Source organism: Streptomyces sp. BL1, assembly GCF_057628045.1.
Window position 1 is genome coordinate 2,421,873 of record NZ_JBXYWZ010000002.1, and the last position, 23,342, is coordinate 2,445,214.

The 23,342-nt window shown below is 70.8% G+C and carries 18 protein-coding genes and 1 pseudogene; 11 read left to right on the top strand and 8 right to left on the bottom strand.

What is annotated here, in order from left to right:
• Positions 1 to 104: 104 nt before the first annotated feature.
• The gene (locus AC3AGO_RS10685) at positions 105 to 1,103 is read left to right on the top strand and encodes a TAXI family TRAP transporter solute-binding subunit (RefSeq protein ID WP_487819920.1); all 999 of its coding nucleotides are present in this window, start codon (positions 105 to 107) and stop codon (positions 1,101 to 1,103) included.
• Between the two features lie 103 nt (positions 1,104 to 1,206).
• Complete coding sequence (locus tag AC3AGO_RS10690) at positions 1,207 to 4,266, top strand: alpha-mannosidase (protein ID WP_487819921.1); 3,060 nt, start codon at positions 1,207 to 1,209, stop codon at positions 4,264 to 4,266.
• A 27-nt stretch (positions 4,267 to 4,293) separates the two neighbouring features.
• On the opposite strand, the gene AC3AGO_RS10695 is transcribed toward AC3AGO_RS10690, so the two are convergent.
• Together AC3AGO_RS10695 and AC3AGO_RS10700 are read right to left on the bottom strand one after the other, a co-directional pair.
• Positions 4,294 to 5,703 (bottom strand): sensor histidine kinase, encoded by a 1,410-nt coding sequence (locus AC3AGO_RS10695; RefSeq protein ID WP_487819922.1) that lies wholly within the window; start codon positions 5,701 to 5,703, stop codon positions 4,294 to 4,296.
• A gap of 22 nt (positions 5,704 to 5,725) precedes the next feature.
• On the bottom strand, positions 5,726 to 6,442 hold the full coding sequence (locus AC3AGO_RS10700) for a response regulator transcription factor (RefSeq protein ID WP_487819923.1): 717 nt from the start codon (positions 6,440 to 6,442) through the stop codon (positions 5,726 to 5,728).
• Between the two features lie 254 nt (positions 6,443 to 6,696).
• On the opposite strand from AC3AGO_RS10700, the gene AC3AGO_RS10705 reads away from it, so the two are divergent.
• The 6 genes from AC3AGO_RS10705 to AC3AGO_RS10730 all read left to right on the top strand — a co-directional run bounded on the left by AC3AGO_RS10705 (position 6,697) and on the right by AC3AGO_RS10730 (position 14,104).
• Entirely contained in the window at positions 6,697 to 7,473 is a 777-nt protein-coding gene (locus AC3AGO_RS10705; RefSeq protein ID WP_487819924.1) for an amino acid ABC transporter ATP-binding protein, read from the top strand.
• 35 nt (positions 7,474 to 7,508) lie between these two features.
• Entirely contained in the window at positions 7,509 to 8,429 is a 921-nt protein-coding gene (locus AC3AGO_RS10710) for a glutamate ABC transporter substrate-binding protein (protein WP_487819925.1), read from the top strand.
• Positions 8,430 to 8,538: 109 nt separating this feature from the next.
• Positions 8,539 to 9,186, top strand: a complete 648-nt coding sequence (locus tag AC3AGO_RS10715) for an amino acid ABC transporter permease (RefSeq protein ID WP_487819926.1) — start codon at positions 8,539 to 8,541, stop codon at positions 9,184 to 9,186.
• Entirely contained in the window at positions 9,183 to 10,070 is an 888-nt protein-coding gene (locus AC3AGO_RS10720; protein ID WP_487819927.1) for an amino acid ABC transporter permease, read from the top strand. Before AC3AGO_RS10715 ends, AC3AGO_RS10720 begins: the two co-directional genes overlap by 4 nt.
• A gap of 211 nt (positions 10,071 to 10,281) precedes the next feature.
• The gene (locus tag AC3AGO_RS10725; RefSeq protein WP_487819928.1) at positions 10,282 to 11,922 is read left to right on the top strand and encodes an FAD-dependent monooxygenase; all 1,641 of its coding nucleotides are present in this window, start codon (positions 10,282 to 10,284) and stop codon (positions 11,920 to 11,922) included.
• A gap of 58 nt (positions 11,923 to 11,980) precedes the next feature.
• On the top strand, positions 11,981 to 14,104 hold the full coding sequence (locus tag AC3AGO_RS10730) for a glycoside hydrolase (protein ID WP_487819929.1): 2,124 nt from the start codon (positions 11,981 to 11,983) through the stop codon (positions 14,102 to 14,104).
• A gap of 112 nt (positions 14,105 to 14,216) precedes the next feature.
• Here AC3AGO_RS10730 and recX read toward each other — a convergent pair whose 3' ends face one another.
• From recX to AC3AGO_RS10750, 4 genes are all read right to left on the bottom strand, one after another.
• The gene (gene recX, locus AC3AGO_RS10735; RefSeq protein ID WP_487819930.1) at positions 14,217 to 14,888 is read right to left on the bottom strand and encodes a recombination regulator RecX; all 672 of its coding nucleotides are present in this window, start codon (positions 14,886 to 14,888) and stop codon (positions 14,217 to 14,219) included.
• Positions 14,889 to 14,891: 3 nt separating this feature from the next.
• Positions 14,892 to 16,037, bottom strand: coding sequence for a recombinase RecA (gene recA / locus AC3AGO_RS10740; RefSeq protein WP_487819931.1), 1,146 nt, complete (start codon positions 16,035 to 16,037; stop codon positions 14,892 to 14,894).
• 187 nt (positions 16,038 to 16,224) lie between these two features.
• Entirely contained in the window at positions 16,225 to 17,319 is a 1,095-nt protein-coding gene (locus AC3AGO_RS10745) for an AI-2E family transporter (RefSeq protein WP_487824610.1), read from the bottom strand.
• A gap of 260 nt (positions 17,320 to 17,579) precedes the next feature.
• Positions 17,580 to 17,774 carry a DUF3046 domain-containing protein gene (locus AC3AGO_RS10750; RefSeq protein WP_487819932.1) on the bottom strand — a complete coding sequence of 65 codons (195 nt, stop codon included), beginning with the start codon at positions 17,772 to 17,774 and terminating at the stop codon, positions 17,580 to 17,582.
• A gap of 79 nt (positions 17,775 to 17,853) precedes the next feature.
• On the opposite strand from AC3AGO_RS10750, the gene AC3AGO_RS10755 reads away from it, so the two are divergent.
• The gene (locus AC3AGO_RS10755; RefSeq protein WP_487819933.1) at positions 17,854 to 18,768 is read left to right on the top strand and encodes a hypothetical protein; all 915 of its coding nucleotides are present in this window, start codon (positions 17,854 to 17,856) and stop codon (positions 18,766 to 18,768) included.
• On the opposite strand, the gene AC3AGO_RS10760 is transcribed toward AC3AGO_RS10755, so the two are convergent.
• Entirely contained in the window at positions 18,765 to 19,982 is a 1,218-nt protein-coding gene (locus tag AC3AGO_RS10760; RefSeq protein ID WP_487819934.1) for a PucR family transcriptional regulator, read from the bottom strand. The two genes, AC3AGO_RS10755 and AC3AGO_RS10760, sit on opposite strands and share 4 nt — an antisense overlap.
• 181 nt (positions 19,983 to 20,163) lie before the next feature.
• Between AC3AGO_RS10760 and AC3AGO_RS10765 the strand changes: the two genes are divergently transcribed.
• Positions 20,164 to 21,561, top strand: coding sequence for an alkyl sulfatase dimerization domain-containing protein (locus AC3AGO_RS10765; protein ID WP_487819935.1), 1,398 nt, complete (start codon positions 20,164 to 20,166; stop codon positions 21,559 to 21,561).
• On the top strand, positions 21,558 to 23,039 hold the full coding sequence (locus AC3AGO_RS10770) for an MFS transporter (protein ID WP_487819936.1): 1,482 nt from the start codon (positions 21,558 to 21,560) through the stop codon (positions 23,037 to 23,039). The genes AC3AGO_RS10765 and AC3AGO_RS10770 overlap by 4 nt, the downstream gene beginning before the upstream one ends.
• 18 nt (positions 23,040 to 23,057) lie before the next feature.
• Here AC3AGO_RS10770 and AC3AGO_RS10775 read toward each other — a convergent pair.
• Positions 23,058 to 23,255: pseudogene (locus tag AC3AGO_RS10775) on the bottom strand (AzlC family ABC transporter permease); the annotation flags it as partial.
• Positions 23,256 to 23,342 lie beyond the last annotated feature (87 nt).

Here is a 23,342-nt window from a genome sequence, read left to right on the forward strand (position 1 = left end):
ACCCCGGACCCGGACCGCCGGGACGGCGCTCCCGGCGGCGCTCCGGACACCGGCGGCCACCGGGCCCCCTGCCGTCCGCGGCCGGCTGCTGACAGGATCCCCGCATGGCCGGAACCCGAGTGTCACCACCCGCGCGCGGGCGCATGCTGCAGACCGCGGGCGCGACGGTCGTGGTGCTGGGCCTGCTGCTGTGGTGGCTGGTGCCGTCCGGCAGCGCGGGGCCGCGCGGCACTGTCTCGTTCGCCACCGGAGTACCGACCGGGGTGTACGCGCGCTACGGCACCCTGCTGAAGGAGCGGCTGCCGCGGGAGCTGCCCGATGTGAAGCTGCGGCTGCGGTCCAGCGAGGGGTCGGTGCAGAACATCGAGAGGGTCGCGTCCGGTGAGGCGGACTTCACCGTCGCCGCCGCCGACGCGGTGGCGCAGTACCGCGCGGAGCACGGGAAGGACTCCCGCGCTCTGCGTGCGTGTGCGCGGCTGTACGACGACTACATCCAGCTGGTCGTCCCCGCGGGCTCGAAGGTGCGCAGCGCACGGGACCTGAAGGGCCTCAAGGTCGGTGTGGGACAGGGTCGTTCGGGTGTCAGCCTGATCGCGGGCCGGCTGCTGCGGGCCGCGGGGCTCGACGTACAGCGGGACGTCACTCCCGTACGGGCGGGGATCGACCGTATGCCGGGGCTGCTGGAGAAGGGCGAACTGGACGCGTTCTTCTGGTCGGGCGGGCTGCCGACGACCGCCGTGCAGCGGCTCGCCTCGCGCAGCGGCATCCGGCTGGTGCAGCTGGGCGATCTCCTCCCGGCGCTGCACAGGCAGCAGCCGGAGACGCGCTACTACCGGGCCGCCGTCATGCCGCCCGACGCGTATCCGTCCGTGCAGAAGGGGCAGTCGGTCAAGACGCTCGCGGTGGCCAATCTGCTGGTCACCCACAGGCGTACGAGTGCGTCGATGAGCGAGGGCATGACGCGCGCCGTCATCAACAACCGGGACCAGATCGGCCGTGTGGTGCACGCGGCGCAGAAGGTCGACCTGCGCACCGCCATCTACACCGATCCGCTCCCCCTGCACGAGGGCGCGAGCCGCTACTACCGTTCGGTGAAACCCTGAACAGCAGCGTGGCGGAAGGGTCTTGGAACCGGCCGTGGACGGGAAGCTCTGTGGAGGACAACGACCGCAGAGGCAAGGTCCACAGAGATTCGGAGCCGCCCGTATGCACGATGACCGCAGCATCGTCGAGGACCGTCTGCGCCGCGTCCTCAGGGAGCGCATCCTTCCCGCCGTACGCCCCGCCGCCCTGCCGCTGGAGGTCGCGCGGTGGGAGGCGCCCGGTGAACCGGTGCCCGTCGCGGAAGGGCTGGCCGCTCCGTACAGTCCCGCACGCGCCGGGGACGAATGGGGGCCCGCCTGGGGGACGACCTGGTTCCGGGTGACCGGACGGCTGCCCGGCGAGTGGGCGGGACACACGGTGGAGGCGGTCCTGGACCTCGGGTTCGACCGGAACATGCCGGGGTTCCAGTGCGAGGGGCTGGTGTACGGGGCGGACGGCGAACCGGTGAAGGGGCTGCACCCGCGCAACGACTGGGTGCGGATCGCCGATTCGGCGCGCGGCGGCGAAGAGGTCGAGCTGTACGTCGAGGCGGCTTCCAACCCGATCGTCAACACCCCGCAGACGCCGACGTACGAGGGCGACCTGCTCACCGCGAGCGACCGCCCGCTGTACCGGCTGAACCGGATGGACCTCACCGTCTTCGACCCCGGCGTGTGGGATCTGGTGCAGGATCTGGAGGTCGCCGAGTCGCTGATGCAGGCGCTGCCCCTGGACGACGCGCGCCGCTGGGAGCTGCTGCGCGCCCTCGAACAGGCCCTGGACGCCCTGGACCTGGCGGACGTGCCCGGTACGGCTCCGGAGGCGCGTGCCGCGCTGCGCGGGGTGCTCACGGCGCCGGCCCGCGCTTCCGCGCACCAGATCAGCGCGGTCGGGCACGCGCACATCGACTCGGCGTGGCTGTGGCCGCTGCGGGAGACCGTACGGAAGGTGGCGCGCACCGCCTCCAACGTGGTGGCGCTCATGGACGACCATCCGGATTTCGTGTTCGCCATGTCGCAGGCGCAGCAGCTCGCCTGGATCAAGGAGCACCGGCCGGAGGTCTACGCCAGGGTCAAGAAGAAGGTCGCCGAGGGGCAGTTCGTGCCCGTGGGCGGCATGTGGGTCGAGTCGGACACGAACATGGTCGGCGGGGAGGCGATGGCCCGTCAGTTCCTGTACGGCAAGAAGTTCTTCCTGGACGAGTTCGGGATCGACACGCGTGAGGTGTGGCTGCCGGACACGTTCGGCTACACGGCCGCGATGCCGCAGATCGTGCGGCACGCGGGCGCGGAATGGTTCCTGACGCAGAAGATCTCGTGGAGCCAGACGAACAAGTTCCCCCATCACACGTTCTGGTGGGAGGGCATCGACGGCACGCGGGTGTTCACGCACTTCCCGCCCGTGGACACGTACAACTCCGACCTGGGCGGCCGCGAGATGGGACACGCGGCGTCCAACTACCGGGAGAAGGGCGCCGCTTCGCGCTCGCTGGCCCCGTTCGGCTGGGGCGACGGCGGCGGTGGGCCGACCCGGGAGATGCTGGCGCGGGCCGAACGCCAGCGGGACCTGGAGGGGGCGCCGCGGGTCACAGTCGAGAAGCCCTCCGCCTTCTTCGAGAAGGCACACGAGGAGTACGCGGACGGTGCGCCCGTGTGGGTCGGTGAGCTCTATCTGGAGCTGCACCGCGGCACGTACACCTCGCAGGCGAAGACCAAACAGGGCAACCGGCGCAGCGAGTCACTGCTGCGCGAGGCCGAACTGTGGGCCGCCACCGCGGCGGTGAGGGTCGCCGGGTACGCGTATCCGTACGAGGAGCTGGAGGGGCTGTGGAAGACGGTGCTGCTGCACCAGTTCCACGACATCCTCCCGGGTTCCTCGATCGCGTGGGTGCACCGTGAGGCGCGGGAGACCTACGAGCGGGTGCGCGAGGCGCTGGAGCGCATCATCGGCGGGGCGCAGTCCGCGCTCGCCGGGGACGGCGCGGTCCCCCTCGTGTTCAACGGCGCCCCGCACGCGCGCGCGGGTGTGCCGGCCGGCGGCGCACAGTCCGCGCGGGACGCCCAGTTGGCGCACCGCACCGCGGGGCCCGTCACCGTGGAGGGCCGGCCCGACGGCGGCTGGACGCTGGCGAACGGGCTGCTGCGCGTCGAGGTGGACGGCAGGGGCCTGGTGACCTCCGCGTACGATCTGCGCGCCCGGCGCGAGGCGGTGGCCCCGGGGAGCGCGGCCAACCTCCTCCAGCTGCACCCTGATCTCCCCAACCACTGGGACGCCTGGGACATCGACGCCTTCTACCGGCACCGGGTCACGGACCTCACGCAGACCGACGAATTGACGCTCAGCGAGGCGGGCGACGACAGTGCGACCGTGCGGGTCGTCCGCACCTTCGGCGAGTCGGATGCCTCCACTGCCGTGCAACTGCTGACCCTGCGCGCGGGTTCCGCCGTGCTGGACATCGACACGCATGTGGACTGGCAGGAGAGCGAGAAGCTCCTCAAGGCGGCCTTCCCGCTGGATGTGAAGGCCGACCGGTCGGCGGCCGAGACACAGTTCGGCCACGTCTTCCGGCCGACGCACACCAACACCTCGTGGGAGGCCGCCAAGTTCGAGATCTGTGCCCACCGCTGGCTGCAGGTGGAGGAGCCCGGCTGGGGCACCGCGCTCGTCAACGACTCCACCTACGGACACGACGTCACCCGTGACATCCGGCAGGACGGCGGCCAGACCACCACGGTGCGGCTGTCCCTCCTGCGTGCTCCCCGGTACCCGGATCCGGAGACCGACCAGGGCGACCACCGGCTGCGGTACGCGCTGGCGCCCGGTGCGACTGTCGGCGACGCGGTGCGCGAAGGGCACCGGATCAACCTCCCGGAACGCACCGTCACGGGCAGCGGCGAACCTGTCGCACCCCTCGTCAGCGTGGACAACGGCCAACTGGTCGTCGAGGCGGTCAAACTGGCGGAGGACCGCAGTGGAGACGTGGTGCTGCGGCTGTACGAGTCGCACGGCGGGCGCGGCAGTGCGGTGCTGTCCCCCGGCTTCCCCGTCGCGTCCGTGACGGCGACGGACCTGCTGGAGCGGCCGGCGCACGACGGGCCGGTCTACGAGCCGTCCGCGGACGGCTCGTTCGAGGTCACTCTGCGCCCCTTCGAGCTGCGCACGCTCCGGCTCAGCCGGCGGTGACGTCCGCGGGGTGGGCCCGTACGCGGCTCACCCCGCATCCGCCGTCCCGTGCTGCGGCGCTGTGCGGGGCAGGGTGACGGTCACCCGCAGCCCGTGGGGCTCGTTGTGGGCGTAGGAGACCCGCGCTCCGCCCGCGGCCAGCAGGACCCGCGTGATGGAGAGTCCGAGCCCGGAGCCGGAGATGTTCTGGTGTCGGCTGCTGCGCCAGAACCGGTCGCCGATGCGCTCCAGTTCGTCCTCGCCCACACCCGGCCCGCCGTCCGCCACGTCGACGGTCACCGTGTCGCCGCGGGCCGCGACGGAGACCGTCACCCGCTCGCCCTCCGGCGTGAACTTCACGGCGTTGTCGACGACCGCGTCGAGCGCGCTGGACAGTGCCACGGGGTCCGCCCATCCTGTCGTCGCCGGGCTGCCCGCTGTCTCCAGGGTGACGCCTTTCCGTTCGGCGACCGGCCGCCATGCCGCCACGCGTTCCGCCGCGAGCGCGGCCACGTCGGTGAGCCGTACGTCGGCCTGTGCGTGCTCCGCGACCGCCAGGTCCAGCAGGTCGTCCAGTACGCGTGCGAGCCGTTTTCCCTCCGCCTGCACGGAACGGAACTCCTCGTTGCCCTCGGGAAGTTCGAGACCGAGGAGCTCGATGCGGAGCAGCAGTGCGGAGAGCGGGTTGCGCAGCTGGTGCGAGGCGTCGGCGACGAAGGCGCGCTGCTGTTCCAGCGCGGTCTCCACGTGATCCGCCATGTCGTTGAAGGAGCGTGCCAGCAGCCGCAGTTCCGGCGGGCCGCCCGCCGCGGCGACCCGGAAGGCGAACCTGCCCGTGGCGATCTCATGAGCCGCCCTGTCCAGTGTCCGTACGGGCCGCAGCACCCATCCCGTCAGCCGCAGCGCCGCACCGGCGGCGAGCAGCATGGCCGCTGCCTCCCCCACCGCGATCGGCAGCCATCCGGCCAGGATCCGGGAACGCAGCTGTCCTGTGGGTGAGTCGGTCAGGACGACGGCGACCACATCGCCGTCCCGTACGACCGGGGAGGCGACGGAGATGCGGTCCTGGCGCCAGGGCCACACCTGTGGCGGGTCGTGGCTGCGCCGGCCGGCGAGCGCCTCGGCGAACGCCCGTGCGCCCTCGCCCCGTTCCGGAACCGTCCAGCCGCCCGGCGCCACCGCCATGGCGTGCCCGTCCCGGTAGAACACGCCGGCGCGGATGCCGTACAGGGCGTGATAGCGGCGCAGTTCGTCCCGCAGTGTCGCGCGTCGCTCGCCTGCTTCGCTGGGCGCGGTCACGAACTGCGCGAGGGCGGCGAAGCGCGCCGTGTCGTCGATCCTGTCGACGACCACCCGCTGCTGTTCGGCGGCCGCCTGGCTCATCGCCAGCGGGAAGCCGAGGGCGAGCAGCACGCCGGCGAGCAGAAGTGTGAGCAGGGTGACGAGGCGCGTGCGCACAGCGGTCGTGTCCCCGTAGCCGCTACGCGGCCGGGGCGACGAGGCGGTACCCGACGCCCCGTACGGTCTCTATCAGTGCGGGCAGCCGCAGTTTGGACCGGAGAGAGGCGACGTGCACCTCGAGGGTGCGTCCCGTCCCCTCCCAACTGGTGCGCCACACCTCGCTGATGATCTGTTCCCTGCGGAAGACGACACCGGGCCGCTGGGCGAGCAGCGCGAGAAGGTCGAACTCCTTGCGGGTGAGGGCCACGGTGTCGCCGCCCACGGACACCCGGCGGGTGGGGAGTTCGACGGTGACCGGGCCGAGCCGCAGTACGTCCTCGCGCGGCGGCGGCGTGTCACCGTTCCGCCCTTCCGCGGCTCCGTCGGGGACGGTGCGCCTGCTGACCGCGTGGATGCGTGCGAGAAGTTCGCCCGTGTCGTACGGCTTGACGACGTAGTCGTCCGCCCCGAGGTTCAGTCCGTGGATCCGGGATCGCACGTCCGCGCGGGCGGTCACCATGATGACCGGGGTGGCGGTCAGCTTGCGGATCCTGCCGCACACTTCGAACCCGTCCTGGCCGGGGAGTCCGAGGTCCAGCAGCACGACACCGAACGGCTCGGCGCCGTCGTCGGGCAGCAGGGCGTCCAGCGCGTCCTCTCCGGTGCGCACGTGCAGCACGTCGAATCCGTGCCGGGTGAGCACGGCACTGAGCGCCGCGGCGACGTGATCGTCGTCCTCGACGAGCATCAGCCTCATGCAGATCCTCCCCTCCGTACGCTGCCCGCAGTGCATCCACGCCCATGTGCGCATGTGAGTCAAGAGGATCGAGGTCACGTGGAGGTTTCCGTTGTGCAGCCGGTACGACACCTGCCCGACATGCGACGCCCCCTTCACGCAGTGTGCCGGGCTGCGGCCGGATCGTTATGCTCAATTTCCGCTCAGATGTAATGACGCTGCGTGCAGCTGCTGAATAAGGTCCTCGCAATCGACGAGGACGGAGCTGGACGCCGATGAGCGAAGTACCGGTGACCAAGGACGCCGTTCCGACGGCGGAGAACCTGGTCGTACTGGACAACGTCAACAAGCACTTCGGTGCGCTGCACGTGCTCCAGGACATCGACCTGAACATCGCACGCGGCGAAGTCGTCGTCGTCATCGGTCCCTCGGGGTCCGGGAAGTCAACGCTGTGCCGCGCCATCAACCGGCTGGAGACCGTTGAGTCCGGCCGTATCTCCATCGACGGGAAGCCGCTGCCCGCCGAGGGCAAGGCACTGGCGAGACTGCGCTCGGACGTGGGCATGGTCTTCCAGTCGTTCAACCTCTTCGCGCACAAGACGGTGCTGGAGAACGTGATGCTGGGCCAGCTCAAGGTCCGGCGCACTCCCAAGGCGAAGGCGGAGGAGCGGGCGCGGGAGCTGCTCGACCGGGTCGGCGTGAGCAACCAGGCCGACAAGTACCCGGCGCAGCTGTCCGGCGGTCAGCAGCAGCGGGTGGCGATCGCCCGCGCGCTGGCCATGGACCCGAAGGTGATGCTTTTCGACGAGCCGACGTCGGCCCTGGACCCGGAGATGATCAACGAGGTCCTGGAAGTCATGAAACAACTGGCCCGGGATGGCATGACCATGATCGTGGTCACGCACGAGATGGGCTTCGCCCGTTCCGCGGCGAACCGGGTGGTGTTCATGTCCGAGGGCCGGATCGTCGAGGAGGCGACTCCGGAGGAGTTCTTCAACAACCCGCGCAGCGACCGGGCGAAGGACTTCCTCGCGAAGATCCTGCACCACTGACGCCGCCGACCACCATCTAGCAAGGGATGTTCAGCATGAAGTTCCGCAAGAGCGCCGCCGCTGCGGCCGTGGTTCTGACCGTCAGCCTGGCCGCCACGGGATGCGGCGGCAAGAAGGGCTCCGCCGGTGACAAGGCGGGCGGCGACACGGACACCGGGAACCTGAAGTACTCGGTGGCCAAGGACGCCAAGGTCGACTCGCCGGTGTGGAAGAAGGCCAAGAAGCGCGGCCAGCTGATCATCGGCTCCAAGGCCGACCAGCCCTACCTCGGCTTCCAGGACCAGGGCACCAAGAAGTACTCCGGCTTCGACGTCGAGATCGCCAAGATGGTCGCGGCCGACCTGGGCTTCGACCCCGAGAAGCAGGTCAAGTTCAAGACCGTCGACTCCTCGATCCGCGAAACGGCCATCTCCAAGGGCCAGATCGACCTGATGGTCGGCACGTACACGATGAACGCCGAACGCAAGAAGCAGGTCAACTTCGCCGGCCCGTACTACATGGCCGGACAGGACCTGCTGGTGAAGAAGGGCGACAAGTCCATCAAGGGCCCGGACACCCTCAAGGGCAAGAAGGTCTGCTCGATCCAGGGCTCGACGCCGCTGCAGAACATCAAGGACAACAAGGCCAAGTTCGGCGCGCAGACCCAGGAGTACGCCAAGTACAGCGACTGCGTGAAGCAGGTGCTGAACGGCCAGGTCGACGCGATGACGACGGACGACGCGATCCTCAAGGGCTACGCGGCCGAACGCCCGGAGAAGCTCAAGGTCGTCGGCAAGACCTTCAGCAAGGAGCCGTACGGCATCGGCCTCAAGAAGGGCGACACCAAGCTCCAGGAAGCCGTCACCGACGCCGTCGAGAAGCACCAGAAGGACGGCAGCTACAAGAAGGCCTACGAGGGGACGCTGGGCAAGTCCGGCTCCAAGTTCGTGGAGCCGCCGGCCCTCGAGCGCCCCTGACCGAGCGGCGCGCGCCGGTGCGCGCGCCCTCCTGCGTCCTTCGGTCCCGTACGCCCGCCCGGGGCGGGCGTACGGGACGCGTCGTCCCTGACCGCCTCGCGGAGACCTTATGAATGTTCTGCTCGACCACCTGGACCTGTTCCGCGAAGGGTTTGTCTCGACGGTCTCGCTGACCGCGACGAGCGCACTGTTCGCGCTGGTCGTGGGCGTCGTGATGGCCGGCTTCCGGGTGTCGCCCGTACCGCCGCTGCGCGCCTTCGGCACCGCCTGGGTGACCCTGCTGCGCAACACCCCGCTGACGCTGCTGTTCATGATGATGTTCTTCGTGCTGCCGGAGGTCCTCTTCAAGGGCACCAGCTCCTACCTGCTGGCAGTGCTGGCGCTGGGCTGCTACACCTCGGCGTTCGTGTGCGAAGCCGTGCGCTCCGGCATCAACACCGTGGCCCTGGGCCAGGCGGAGGCCGCGCGCAGCATCGGGATGACGTTCTCCCAGACCCTCCGGCTGATCGTGCTGCCCCAGGCGACGCGTACGGTGCTTCCGCCGCTCAGCAGCATCTTCATCGCCCTGACCAAGAACTCCGCGATCGCCGGAGCCTTCGACAACCCCGAACTCTTCAGCGTGCAGAAGGTGCTGAGCGACAAGGGCTTCAACGTCATGGTCATCTTCCTCTGGGTGGCCCTCGCCTACCTCGTCCTCGTCTTCCTGATCAGCGGTCTGTTCAGGCTGCTGGAGCGACAGCTGGGGGTCGCCCGATGAGCTCCGTACTGTTCGACACTCCGGGCCCCAAGGCCCGCGCACGCAACATCGGTTACGCGGTCGTCGGCACGGCGGCCATCATCGGGCTGCTCGTCTGGCTCGTCGTCCGGCTGAACAGCCAGGGGCAGTTCGCGCCCGAACTCTGGGACATCTTCAACTACGCGGGCGTGCGCGAGTCCATCTTCAACGGCATCATCAAGACACTCCAGGCCTTCGCCATGGCGGCGGTGTTCTCGCTCGCGCTGGCCGTCGTGCTGGCGGTGGCGCGGCTGTCCGACCACAAGCCGGTCAGCTGGCTGGCCACCGGCATCATCGAACTGTTCCGCGCCGTACCGCTGCTCATCACCATCTACCTGCTGTGGCAGGCGTTCTTCGTCAACTCCCCGATGTGGGCCGTCGTCCTCGGCCTCACGCTCTACAACGGCGCGGTGCAGGCCGAGGTGCTGCGCGCCGGCATCAACTCCGTGCCCACAGGACAGAGCGAGGCGGCGTACGCGCTGGGTCTGAGCAAGACCCAGGTGATGACCACGGTGCTCATCCCGCAGGCCGTCCGCTCCATGCTGCCGACGATCATCAGCCAGCTCGTGGTCACACTGAAGGACACGTCGCTCGGCTTCGTCGTCACCTACGAGGAACTGCTGCGGGCCGCACAGCTGCTGGCGTCCAACACCCTCGTCGACGGAGTCAATCCGTACGTCCAGGTGGTCATCGTGTTCGGTGCCATCTACATCGCCATGTGCCTCGCCCTGTCCGCCCTCGCCACCTGGGTGGAGAAGCGCGGACGCCGGGCCAAGACCGGCATCAAGGTGGCACACACCGACATGTCGGAGGCCCCGGAGGGCCCGGACACCACGGCCGGTCCCGGAGCGCCGAAGGCAGGCTGACCACAGGCCGGCCGGACTGCCGGAGGGGTGGGGTACGGCTGAAGGGCCGTTCCCCGCCCCTCAGCTTGACGGTGGGCCAGCCACTGGGTTGCATACGGTCTGTGATCGCGCACCGGGCACCGCTGGCTCCAACTCACCGCACCTGTACGGCTCCTCCCCTCCGTACGCCTCGTAGGTCCGGCGCTGCGCGCGGCCCCGGGGAGCGGAGCGCGTGACCGACTCCGAGGTCATCGTCGTCGGCGCCGGGCCGGCCGGTCTCGCCCTGGGACTGCTACTCGCCCGGCACCAAGTGCCCACCGTCGTACTGGACTCGGGGACCGGCGAGGTCACCACCCGCGCCGCGCAGAGCTGTGTGCTGCGCCCCGACACCGCGGCGCTGCTGCCGCCGCTCTTCGGCACGCGGTGGTCCCACTGGCGCGTGCAGCGCAAGGACCAGCTCGTGGAACGGATCGCGCTGGACGAGGCGGACGCTCCCGTACACCTCGAACAGCACGCGCTGGAACGGGCCTTGCGGGCCGCGCTGGAACGGGAGAAGCTCGCCCGCGTCGTCACAGGCAGCCATGTGGACGCCCTCGAACAGGACGCGCACGGCGTGACGGCGCACACCCGGGGCGCGGACGGCACCTGGTGGCGCGGCAGCTATCTGGTCGGCTGCGACGGTGCCCGGTCGACAGTACGGAAGCTCCTCAAGGTGGGCTTCGCGGGCCGCACGGCGGTCGAACGGTACGCGGTGGCCGCGGTCCGCGCCCGGCTCCCCTGGGCCGACGAGGCGCTGCTGCACCGCGATCCCGGCGGCACTGCCGGCGAGGTGACCGCGCGCCCGCTGCCCGGCAAGGGCTGGCGGCTCGACTGGCTGCTGCCGCCGCGCGGCGAACTGGTCACCCCCGACGAGCTGCTGGAACGCGTGCACTCCACACTCGCCCTCTGGCACGAGGGCGAGAACCCCGGAGCCGGCGGCGCGGGACCGTACGAACTCGTCGACACCGGCGTCCACACCGCGCACCAACGCCTCGCCCGGCACTGGCGGGTGGGCCGCGCCTTCCTCGCGGGCGACGCTGCCCATCTGGTGGGAGCCCTCGGAGTGCAGTCGGTGGACGAAGGACTGCGCGACGTGGCCAACCTGGCGTGGAAACTGGCGCTCGCCTGGCACCATCCCGACGGCAGTACGGGCGGCCAGGGCACAGGCGGACACCGGGAGGCCACCGACGCACTGCTGGACAGCTACGAGACGGAGCGGCGCGGCGCACTCGGGGCACGGCTGCGCGCCGTCGACCACGCGCTGACGGTCGTACGGCGGGAGGGCGGCGGACTGCGCGGCCTGCTGCCGTCCGGCGGAAACCGTTCACAGCTCGGCATGCTGACGGATGCTCACCTGGGCCGCGGGCAGCTCGGGGAGCCCGCCACGTACACCGCGTCACCGCCCGCACCGGTGCGGGGCACGGTGAGCCCCGTACCGGTGGACACCGCGCCGGGCGCCCCTGTCCGCGACGTCAAAGTGACCGGCGCCGACGGCCGGCGCGGACGGCTGCGCGAACGGCTGGGCGGCGTCGGGGGCGAACTGCTGGTGCTGCTCGTCGCCCCGGGCACCGCCGTGTGGGACAGCAGGCACTGGCTGTCCGCCGGGATGATGCCCGAACTGACGGCCGCCGTGGACGCGTTGCCGCTCCGCGCGGAACTGCTCGTCGCGGAGTGCTATCCCGGGGCGGCTCCGCACACACTGCTGGTGATCCGCCCGGACGGCCATCTGGTGACCGCCCTGCCCGGGATACGCACAGCGGACCTGCGAGCATGTGCGGAGGCGGTGTCGGGCAAGCCCGATGCCGCCCTTCCCGCGCGGACGTCGTCCTCTTAGAACCCTCTTGTCCGCGCTTTCTTAGAACGCTCTTATCCGCGCTCCGGATGCTGACCGCGTGAATCACGCGAAGAGCAACAGCAGCCGGTCCCCCGGACACGAACACGTTCCCGGCGAGCCGGAACCTCGGCCGCACAGTCACCGGGACACCGCAGGAGCGCAACGCCGGCGCCGCCTCCGTACGTACGGGGTCACGGCAGCCGTCATCCTGACCGCGACCACGGCCTCCGCCGGCTATCTGGCCACCGCCGAACCGGGCACCGACGGCAGTCCTGTCGCCCCTCCCCGCGCACACGGCGGCACCGTCGACTTCACGGTGCGCGGCGGCAGCGCGAGTGTGGACACCGGTTCCCTCCGTGTCACCGGCCGTACGGACAGCGGCGCCGTCCTCCCCGTCTCGGGGGCCGCGGCGCAGAGCCTCGGCAAGCCCGGCAAGGTGACGGTCGACGGCAACACCGCGCGCTGGACGTACCCGGAGAAACATCTGACCGTGAGCGCGGCGAGCGAGCGGGGCAGACTGCGGATGACCGTCCGTTCGGCGGCCGATCAGAACCTGTCCTGGCCGAGCACCGGAGCCGCGGCAGCCGGGAACGGATCCGGAACCGCGGCGGCGTCCGGTGCGGGCGGCGCGCTCCAGATCCCGCGAGGCGAGGGGCTGTCCGTCCCCGTGACGGACCACTTCTGGAACTCCGAGGACGCCGGCCTCAAGGGCTCCGAGGCCGAGCTCACCGGTGGCCTGACGCTCCCGCTGTGGGGCTATACGCAGGGGAAGCACGGTGTCAGCTATCTGGTGCCCGAAGGAGTCGGCACCTCGCTCGGCTTCGCCTCGAAGGGCGGACGGCTGAGCGCCACGGCGCAGCACGAGTTCTCCCGGCGCGAGCAGACCCGCGACTACACCGTCGACTTCTCCCTCACCGGTTCCTCCCCCGTGGCCGCCGCCACCGACTACCGCAACTGGCTCGACGAACACGGCAGGACCCGCACCCTGAAGGAGAAGATCGCCGAAAACCCCGCGAACGAACGGCTGCTGGGCGCCATGCACGCCTACGCGTGGGGCGGCGCCCGCAGCGAGAAGGCCGTGAACGAACTGCGCAAGCAGGGCGTCTCCCGGCTGTGGCTCGGCTACGACGCGGACAGCCACCCGATGAGCAAGCAGGCGGTCGACGCGGCGAAGAAGAACGGCTACCTCGTCGGCCCGTACGACTCCTACGCCAACGGGCAGCCCGCCGGCAGCGCCGACAATCCCTCCTCCAAGTGGCCCGGCACCGTCTACCCGGACTTCTGCGTGCGCGACTGGAAGGGAAAGATCAAGGGCGGATTCCACGGCCGGGGCTGCTACTTGAGCTCCGAGGCCTTCAAGAAGGCCGAGCCGGACAAGCACTATCTGGCCGACCGCGCGAAGAAGATGACCGCCAACGGCGCCGACAGCTACTTCCTGGACGTGGACGCGGCCGGTGAGCTCTTCACCGACTCCACCGCGGGCCACCGCATGAACAAGAAGCAGGACCGTGCCAACCGGCTGGAGCGCATGCGGACCCTCGCCTCCAAGGACAAGCTGGTCCTCGGCTCGGAGTCCGCGGGCTCCTGGGCCGCCCCGGCAGTGGCGTTCAACCACGGCGCCCAGACACCGGTCGCCGACGGACTGTGGCCGTTCCAGAAGGACAAGAACAAGTGGGGCGGCTACGCACCGCAGAAGGCACCGGACTTCTTCTTCAAGCCCACCCGCCTGCCGGCCCCGCTGGCAAAGGCGATGTTCGACCCGCGCTACCGCATCCCGCTGTACGAGACCGCCCTGCACGGCTCCGTCATCAACACCGACCGGTGGGAGATGCCGTACGACAAGCTCCCCGAGCAGAAGACCGACCGGGCACTGATGGCGATGCTCTACAACACGCCGCTCAACTTCGTGCTCGGAGACGCGAACCTCAAGTCGGCAGGCAAGGAAATGGCCGCGCTGCAGCGCTACTTCGCGCCGCTGCACAAGGCCGCCGGAACGGAGAGGATGACCGGCTTCGAGCGGCTCACCGGGGACAACCAGGTACAGCGTTCCGTCTTCGGCGACGGCAAGCTCACCGTCACCGCCAACTTCGGGAAGAAGAAGTACGGCTCGCTGCCGGGCGGCTGCGTGGACGCCAAGCTGCACAACGTGCAGCAGGCCCACCGGCTCTGCCCGGCCTCGTGAGGGCCGGCCTCCTCGGATGAGGACCAGCCGCCGCGGAACACAGCACATCTGAGGCACAAGCCGGGCATCCCCGAACCGCGGGGTGCCCGGCAGGCCACCGTGTCAACGCCGGTCAGGCGTCCGGGAGATGGGCCTCCAGGACCTCAGGGTCCTCGCCCTCCTCCTCCAGCGCCTGGCGGACCACCCGCAGGGCGAGCCCCTCCGGATAGCCCTTGCGGGCCAGCATTCCGGCGAGGCGGCGTATCCGCTTCTCCCGGTCCAGGCCCCTGGTGGAGCGCAGCTTGCGCTCCACCAGGTCGCGGGCGGTCTCCGCCTCCTGCTCGGCGTCGAGCTGGCCGACGGCCTCGTCGATCAGCCGCGAGTCCACACCCTTGGTGCGCAGCTCACGGGCGAGCGCACGCCGGGCGAGGCCCCGGCTGTGATGCCGCGACTCCACCCAGGCGTCCGCGAACGCCGCGTCGTCGATCAGGCCGACGCCCTCGAGGCGGGCGAGGATCTCCTCGGCCGCCTCCTCGGGAATCTCCCGCTTGCGCAGGGCCTCCGCGAGCTGCTGCCGGGTGCGGGGAGTCCCGGTGAGCAGCCGCAGGCAGATCGCCCGCGCCCGCTCGACCGGATCCCGCTCGTCCACCGGAGCCCCGTCGCCGGAGCCGTCGGCCTCGCCGTCCCCCCGCGGCGGCGAGGCCGACGACGCACGCGGCTTCTTTCGCGGTGGCCCCGCCTCGGCCCTCGACGAGGCGGGACCACCGCTGTCTTCGTCATCCGGCCAGTGAGTGCGCCGTGTCATGGATCAGCTCTTGGACGCGGCCGACTTGGCCGACTTGCCCTTCGAGGCCGGTGCGGGCACCGACTTGGCAGCGGCTCCCGCCGCGGCTTCGGTGTCCTCGCCGCCCGCGCTCACGGCATCCGTGCCCGGCTCGGCCGCCGGCTCCTCGGGGACGACGATGCCGATGCCCAGCTTCTCCTTGATCTTCTTCTCGATCTCGTTGGCCAGGTCGGGGTTGTCCCGCAGGAAGTTGCGGGAGTTCTCCTTGCCCTGACCCAGCTGATCGCCCTCGTACGTGTACCAGGCGCCGGACTTGCGGATGAAGCCGTGCTCCACGCCCATGTCGATCAGCCCGCCCTCGCGGCTGATGCCCTGCCCGTACAGGATGTCGAACTCGGCCTGCTTGAAGGGCGGCGCGACCTTGTTCTTGACGACCTTGACGCGGGTGCGGTTGCCGACCGCATCGGTGCCGTCCTTGAGGGTCTCGATACGGCGGATGTCGAGCCGCACCGAGGCGTAGAACTTCAGCGCCCGGCCACCGGTGGTGGTCTCCGGCGAGCCGAACATCACACCGACCTTCTCGCGCAGCTGGTTGATGAAGATCGCGGTGGTCTTGGAGTGGCTGAGCGCACCCGTGATCTTCCGCAGCGCCTGGCTCATCAGCCGCGCCTGGAGACCGACGTGCGAGTCGCCCATCTCACCCTCGATCTCCGCGCGCGGCACGAGCGCCGCGACGGAGTCGATGACGATCAGGTCGAGCGCACCGGAGCGGATCAGCATGTCCGTGATCTCCAGCGCCTGCTCGCCGTTGTCCGGCTGAGACAGGATCAGCGCGTCGGTGTCCACGCCGAGCTTCTTCGCGTACTCCGGATCCAGCGCGTGCTCGGCGTCCACGAAGGCCACCGTGCCGCCCGCCTTCTGGGCGTTGGCCACTGCGTGCAGGGTCAGGGTCGTCTTGCCGGAGGACTCCGGGCCGTACACCTCGACCACACGGCCGCGGGGGATCCCGCCGACGCCGAGAGCCACATCGAGTGCTGTGGAGCCAGTGGCGATGGTCTCGATCGGCTCGTTCGGCCGCTCCCCCATACGCATCACGGCGCCCTTGCCGAACTGCCGTTCAATCTGCGCGAGGGCGGTTTCGAGCGCCTTCTCGCGGTCGGTCTCTGCCATCGGTGCCACCCGGTTTGCTTGAGTCGTTCGCTTCACGTCCAACGACGCTAGCGGCTGCCACTGACAATCGGCTCCCAGCCGTCTGAGACACCTATGAGAATCGATGTTCGATTTTTGCGTCAAGCGAACCCGCCGATTCCCCGGACGCCTCTTGAAACGGCAGGTCAGCCCTGGTAGTTGAGCTCCGTCACTCGCTCCGGCGGCGCCGTCGCCACAGCCGGACACGCTTGCGCTGGACCTCGCGCAGGCTCTCGTCGGCCACGTCGTACCGCTTCACGTACGCCCCGAGGAACCCCTGCAGTGTCGCCGTCGCCGGGATCGCGATCAGCGCTCCCACCACCCCCATCAGCGCGGTCCCCGCGATCACCGAGCCGAAGGCCACGGCCGGGTGGATGTCCACCGTCTTCGCGGTGATCCGCGGCTGGAGCAGGTAGTTCTCGAACTGCTGGTAGACCACGACGAAGATCAGCACCCACACCGCCGACCACGGGTCCACGGTGAAGGCGAGCAGTATCGGCAGCGCCCCCGCCATATACGTGCCGACCGTCGGGATGAACTGCGAGACCACGCCCACCCAGACGCCCAGCGCCGGCGCGTACGGCACCCCGAGGAACTGCAGGAAGAGGTAGTGAGCGAACCCGGAGACCAGCGCCATCAGACCGCGCGAATAGATGTAGCCGCCGGTCTTCACCACCGCGATCTCCCACGCGCGCAGCACCTCGGCCTGCCGCGCCGGCGGCAGTACGGAGCACAGCGCGCGCCGCAGCCGGGGCCCGTCGGCCGCGAAGTAGAAGGCGAAAAGGCTGACGGTCAGCAGCTGGAAGAGCGTGCCGAACACGGTGGCCGACAGACCCCACACGTGCGCGGCGTTGTCCTGCACGTACTTCCGCAGCCAGTCGGAGTGCAGCACGTTGTCCTGCAGCTTGTCGACGCTCAGCCGGGTGTGGAAGGTCTTGTTGATCCAGAGGACCACGTCCTGCACATAGGACGGCAGGTCGTTGACGATACGGGTGATCTGCTCGGCGAACACCGAGCCGAGCGCCCCGAAGAAGCCCGCGGTCAGCGCCAGCAGCACCAGGAAGACCAGTGCCGTGGCGAGCCCGCGGCGCATGCCGTACGACGCCAGCTTGTCGACCGGCGGCTCTATGGCCAGCGCGAGGAAGAAGGCGATCAGGACGTTCAGCAGCAGTCCGGTCACCTGGTGGAAGGCCCAGCTGCCCAGCTGGAAGCAGCCGAGCAGCGTGAGGGCGAGCACGAAGGCCCGCGGCAGCCAGCGCGGCATGCGGCTCTCGCGGTCGTCGCCGCCGGCCACGACACGCGGCCTGCCGCCCGGTGGCTCCCCGCCCCGCTCCCTTCCGGACGGGCGCCACGGCGACGCGCCCTCCTGCTGTTCTGCGTGCGGCTCCCTCAACTCGTCCTGCGCGTGCGGCGGGTGCGGCCCCGTGCCGCCGTCCCGCTTCGCATGTGCGTCGTCATCTGGTGCTCCCACGGGGAGAAGTCTCGCCCACGGGGAGCTGTCCGTGGGACCCGACGCACCTCTTGTCATCTCTTGTCCGGAGGAACCTCCACCGCGGCGCACACCGCGCGCCAGATGTCCTTCGCCGACCAGCCCGCGTCCAGGGCCTCGTGGACAGTCCGTCCACCGAGCTCGGCCATCACATGGTCACGTGCGAAGGAGTCCGCGTAGCCCCTGCCGAAGTGGTCCGCCATCCGCTGCCAGAATTCCGTCAACCGCATGCCACCAGTATCCCGCCCGCAGGGGTGGCTCCTTCCCGCCTCCCGTGACCGCCCCGTCCCGAAGCCCTAGGGTCGGAAGATGGCTGCCACAGCATCGCCTCTCGCCCGCGCGGAGCACTTCGTCTGGCTGACCGCCCGCGTTCTGGACCAGCGCCGGTTCGCCCATCACTTCCTGGACGGCGACGCCGGCGCCGTCGAGACCGCCCTCGAGTCGTACCGCACTGCCGACGGCGGCTACGGGTACGCGCTGGAGCCCGATCTGCGCGGTCCCGTCAGCCAGCCGCTGCACGTGGCGACGGCGCTGCGGATCCTGGACGGCATCGGCCGCTGCACGGGGCAGAAGATCGAGCAGGTGTGCCGCTATCTGACCGACGTCTCCACACCCGACGGCGCGCTGCCGGGTCTGCACCCCTCGCTGCGCGGCTATCCGGCGGCGCCCTGGATCCCGCTCGTCGACAACCCGCCCAGCGAACTGCTCACCACCGGCCAAGTGGTCGGCATGCTGCACCGCAACGACATCTGGCACGCCTGGCTGTTCCGCGCGACCGACTTCTGCTGGGCGGCCGTCGAGTCGCTGGAGAAGACCCATCCGTACGAAGTGCACGCCGCCGTCACCTTCCTGGACAACGCCCCCGACCGTCCGCGCGCGGAAGCGGCCGCCGAACGGCTGGGGCGGCTCGTGCGGGAGCAGCGGCTCGCGGTGACGGATCCGGACCGAGAGGCTGACTTCCCGCTCCCGGAGGGCTACGGACCGGGCGAGTACCACTACGTGACCGACTTCGCCCCCGCGCCCGGTTCGCTGGCCCGCCGCTGGTTCACGGACGCGGAGACGGAGCGCGGTCTGGACCGGCTCGCCGCAAGCCAGCGGGAGGACGGCGGGTGGCCGGTCAACTGGCGTCTGTGGGCGCCCGGTACGGAGCTCGAGGCACGTCCCACGGTGACGCTGAACGCCCTGCTGACCCTGCGCGCGTACGGGCGCCCGCTCGGCGGCTAGCCGTCGCCGTCGGTACTGTGCGCGGTCTCGCGCAGCAGCAGTGCGGCGATGGCCAGCGCGGTGTCACGGGGCGAGGTGAGGTCGAGCCCTGTCGACTCGCAGATTCTGGCCAGCCTGTTGTCGACGGTGTTGGGGTGCACGCCCAGCAGGCGGGCGGTACTGCGGCGCTGCTGCCGCTGTTCCAGGTGCACGCGCAGCGTCCGGAGGAGCTCGGGACTGTCGCCGACAGGGTCGAGCAGGGCGGCGATGGCACCGCTGCTCGCGTTGCGGCGCGACAGGTGGAACTCCAGCAGCACGTCGTCCAACTTGTGCAGCCCCGGCGGCAGTCCGGCGGCGCGGGCCACCCGCAGGATGCCGGCCGCCGTCCGTGCCGCCTCGGGCACCTCGTCGGGCCGGCCGGCGCGTACGGCGGCGACCCGTACCCGGTCGCCGCCCGCCCGGCGCAGCCGCTCCAGCAGGGCGGCCGGGGGCTCCTGGGCGCCGGGCACCACGGCCTTCCCCGCGCCGCCCTGCCCGTCCCGCTCCAGCAGGGCGGCGACTTCCGTGCCGAAGGCGTGGTCGAGCAGGGTCTGCAGGCGCCGCAGTGTGCGCCGCGCCGCCACGGGTGAGCCGCGGCCGGAGCCGGGCACCGAGAGCGCGAGCACCAGGCAGGGTTGGTCGCTCCGCAGGCCGAGCTCCGCCAGCTGCGTCTCCGTGCCCTCGCCGGCGAGCGTGCCGTCAAGCAGGGCACGCACCAACGAACGGCGGTGTTCCCGGCGTTCGGCGTCCAGCGCGGCGCGCTCTTCCAGATAGGTCTCGGCGACCGCCCCGACAGTGCTCTCGTGTGCGCGCATCAGGACGTCCGTGAGCTCGGTGAGCGCGCCCTCCTCGCCCGGCTCCGCCGCCTCGCGCAGGGCCTGCCACAGCACGTACACGCCGAGCGAGTGGGTTCGCAGCAGCAGGTGCAGCGGTACGCCCTCCTCGGCGCGCTGGGCGGCCCGTTCGCGGAACAGTCCGTCGTCCTTGTGCCGCGTCCCCGGATCGCGGACGCGGTGCAGGAACAGCCGCATGCCGTGCCGTGCCGTCGCGGCGATCTCCAGGTCCTTCATGTCGCCGGGGATGTCGGCGTATCCGGGGATCCGCTCGAACGTCACCCGGGCCATGCGCCGGGCCAGTTCGTTGACCTGCGGCTCGCAGCGCAGCGCCAGCCCGCGGGCGGCTTCGGACAGGTGCACGGCCCCTCCCGGCGTCCACGGCGGTTGTGACCCGTCACAGTACGCACGGCGTGCGCGTGTGACGAGACGGGATGTCCGGTGCGCGGGTGTGCGGCCGAGACTCGGTGCTGCCGCGCGCCGCCGGACCCACGGCGGCGGAAACGGCAGCACAGCCGCGACGACGCGTGAGGAGCCGCCCGGTATGACCGAGCACAAGCAGGACGGACAGACGGACTACACCGCCTACGTGGACCGTGTGTGGCGGGGCGAGGAGACCCTGCTCGCGCATCTGTCGGGAGCGTTCACGGGCCCCGCGCTGGTCCCGCTCGGCGAACGCACGGGCTTCTTCCCGGCGTTCGCCAACGTGGCGGTCTTCGACACGGGTGACGGTCTCGTGCTCGTCGACAGCGGGGACGTCCGTACGGCGCGCATGCTGCACCAAGCGGTGCGCTCCTGGTCCACCGATCCGGTGCGCAGCGTTGTCTTCACCCACGGCCATGTCGACCACGTCTTCGGGGTCGCACCGTTCGACCAGGAGGCCGACGCGGAGAAGCGGCCCCGTCCTGACGTCGTCGGGCACGAGCTGGTGGGGGAACGCTTCGACCGGTACGTGCACACCTGCGGCTACAACTCCTGGATCAACAGGCGGCAGTTCGGCGTGCCGTCCCTGGAGTGGCCGACGAGTTACCGCTATCCCGACACCACTTACCGCGACCGGATGACAGTGCGGCACGGGGAGCTCACCTTCGAGCTGATCCACGCGCGCGGCGAAACGGACGACGCCACGTACGTGTGGATCCCGGAACTGCGCATCCTGTGCACGGGCGACCTGTTCATCTGGAACTCCCCCAACGCCGGCAACCCGCAGAAGGCGCAGCGCTATCCAGAGGAGTGGGCGGAGGCCCTGCGCGCCATGCAGCAGCTCGGCGCCGAGGTGCTGCTGCCCGGTCACGGGGTGCCGATCATCGGGGCGGAGCGTATCGACCAGGCGCTCGGCGACAGTGCGGCACTGCTGGAGAGTCTGTGCGAACAGACCCGCGCCCTGATGAACGAGGGCAAGCGTCTGGACGAGGTCGTGCACGCGGTGAAGGTGCCGCAGGAACTCCTCGACAAGCCGTACCTCCATCCCGCGTACGACGAGCCCGAGTTCGTCATCCGCAACCTGTGGAGGCTGTGGGGCGGCTGGTACGACCAGAACCCCGCCCATCTCAAGCCGGCCCCCGAACCGGCGCTGGCCGCCGAGCTGGCCGCGGCGGCGGGCGGCGCGGACGCGCTCGCGGCGCGCGCCTCCGCCCTGCTGGACCGCGGCGAACTGCGACTGGCCGCCCATCTGGCCGAGTTCGCGGGGCAGGCGGCTCCCGGGGACCGCGAGGTGGCCCGCGTACGGTCCGAGGTCTACACGCGCCGCGCCGCCGAGGAGAGCTCCACGATGGCGCGCGGCGTCTTCAACTGGGCGGCGGCCGAGGCCGCTGCGGTGGCCGAAGGGACCGACACCGCCACCGAACTGACCCGCAGCGCCGCCGGCGCCCGGCGTGCGGCCGGGGCCATCAGCGTCGGCACGGTCCGCGACGACGAGGAGCAGGGCGGGAGCACGCCATGACCCGGCTCCGGGCGGACCGGACAGCCGGCGGCGGCCGCAGCGGCGCGGTGATGACGCCGTGGGGCACCACATGGCTGCTGCTTGCCTTCATGCTGGTGAACTTCGCCGACAAGACTGTGCTCGGTCTCGCGGCGACGCCGGTCATGCGGGATCTCGGTCTCACCCGGGAGCAGTTCGGCACGGCGTCGTCCGCCTTCTTCGCCCTCTTCAGCCTCGCGGCGCTCGGCGGATCGGCACTCACCCGCAGAGTGCGCACGCCCGTACTGCTGCTCGGTATGGCACTGCTGTGGTCGGCGGCGCAGCTGCCGATGCTGCTGGCGGCCGCGGGCTTCGGCACGCTGCTGGTCACCCGTGTGGTGCTGGGCGCCGCCGAGGGGCCGGCGACCCCGGTGGCGATGCACCATCTGTACGGCTGGTTCCGCCAGCAGGAGCGTCAACTGCCGACGTCCGTCCTGCTGTTCGGTGCCTCGGCGGGCGTCGCCGTCGCGGCACCGACCCTGGGGTTCGTGATCGACCAGTGGGGCTGGCGTGCCGCTTTCGGCGCCGTCGGCGCGGTCGGCCTGGTGTGGGCGGCACTGTGGCTGCGGTACGGCAAGGAGGGCCCGTACGCGCCTCCGGTCGGCGGCCGCACGAAAGGTGCGCAGGCCGTCCGGGACACGGGGGCGGACGGGGACACCGGTCACGCGGAGAACCAACCGGGCGCCGGGGACGTCCTGTTGGTCCCCTACCGGCGCATCCTGCTGTCGGGTACGTGGCTGGCGGCCGCCTGTGGCGCGTTCGCCGCCTACTGGACGATCTCGGCGGGCCTGACCTGGTCGGCCGACTATTTCCAGGAGGTCCTCGGGCTCAGCCTGAGCCAGGCCAGCCTGCTCATCATGCTCGGCGCGCTCAGCAAAGGGCTGGCGATGGTGGCGCACGGTCTGGTCGTACAGCGCTCGGTACGGCGGGCCGCACGCGGCGGACCTGTGCGCCGTTCTCCGTTCCCCGCGGGGGTCAACAACGGGCTGCTGATGCTGACGGGGGCCGCGGCCACCCTGGGCTTCGCGATGACCGACACCCTGTGGCTGAAAGTCGCCCTGCTGCTGGGGCCGATGGCGCTGGCCGACATCATCCTGTCGGTTGCCTCCACGGCGGTCTCCCGGATCACGCCCGCCGCCCAGCGCGGTGTCGCACTGGGGGCACTCACCGGCGTCTTCGCACTCAGCGGAGTGCTGGCACCCCTGGTGATGGGGCACGTGGTCGACGCCGCGGGGTCGGTGTCCGGCGGCTATCTGAACGCCTACGTGCTGATGGCCGCACTGGTCGGAACGGCCGGTCTGGTCGTGACGGTCTTCCTGCGCCCCGAACGTGACGCGGCCCGGCTGGGCGTCGCCCCGTGGCCCGGCGCGCCGGACGGCGGGGAGAGCGGGGAGCCGGGCCACGACGCCGGGCCGGATGCCGCAGCTGTCGGCCACCGACCGCCCGCACCCCGGCAGTGACGAGCACGGCGGCCCCGATCACCACGAGGAAGGGGGGGCTCGCAGCAGCAGCGCGACAGCGGCCGCCGCGAGCCCCGGCACACCGGACGGCAGTACGGGCAGCAGCCCGAGCCCCAGCGCGCCGATCAGCGTGGTGAGATTCCACAGGAGATATATGCAGGCACCGGTGACGGCGAAGCCGATCCGCGCGGAGCGCCGGCCGTGCTCCGCGAGGGTGTGCCTTCCCCGCCCTCCCCACCCTCCCCGCGGTGCGACTCGCCGCGCGGACCCTCCGCCGCGCCGCTCCCCGGCCCCGTCATGCCC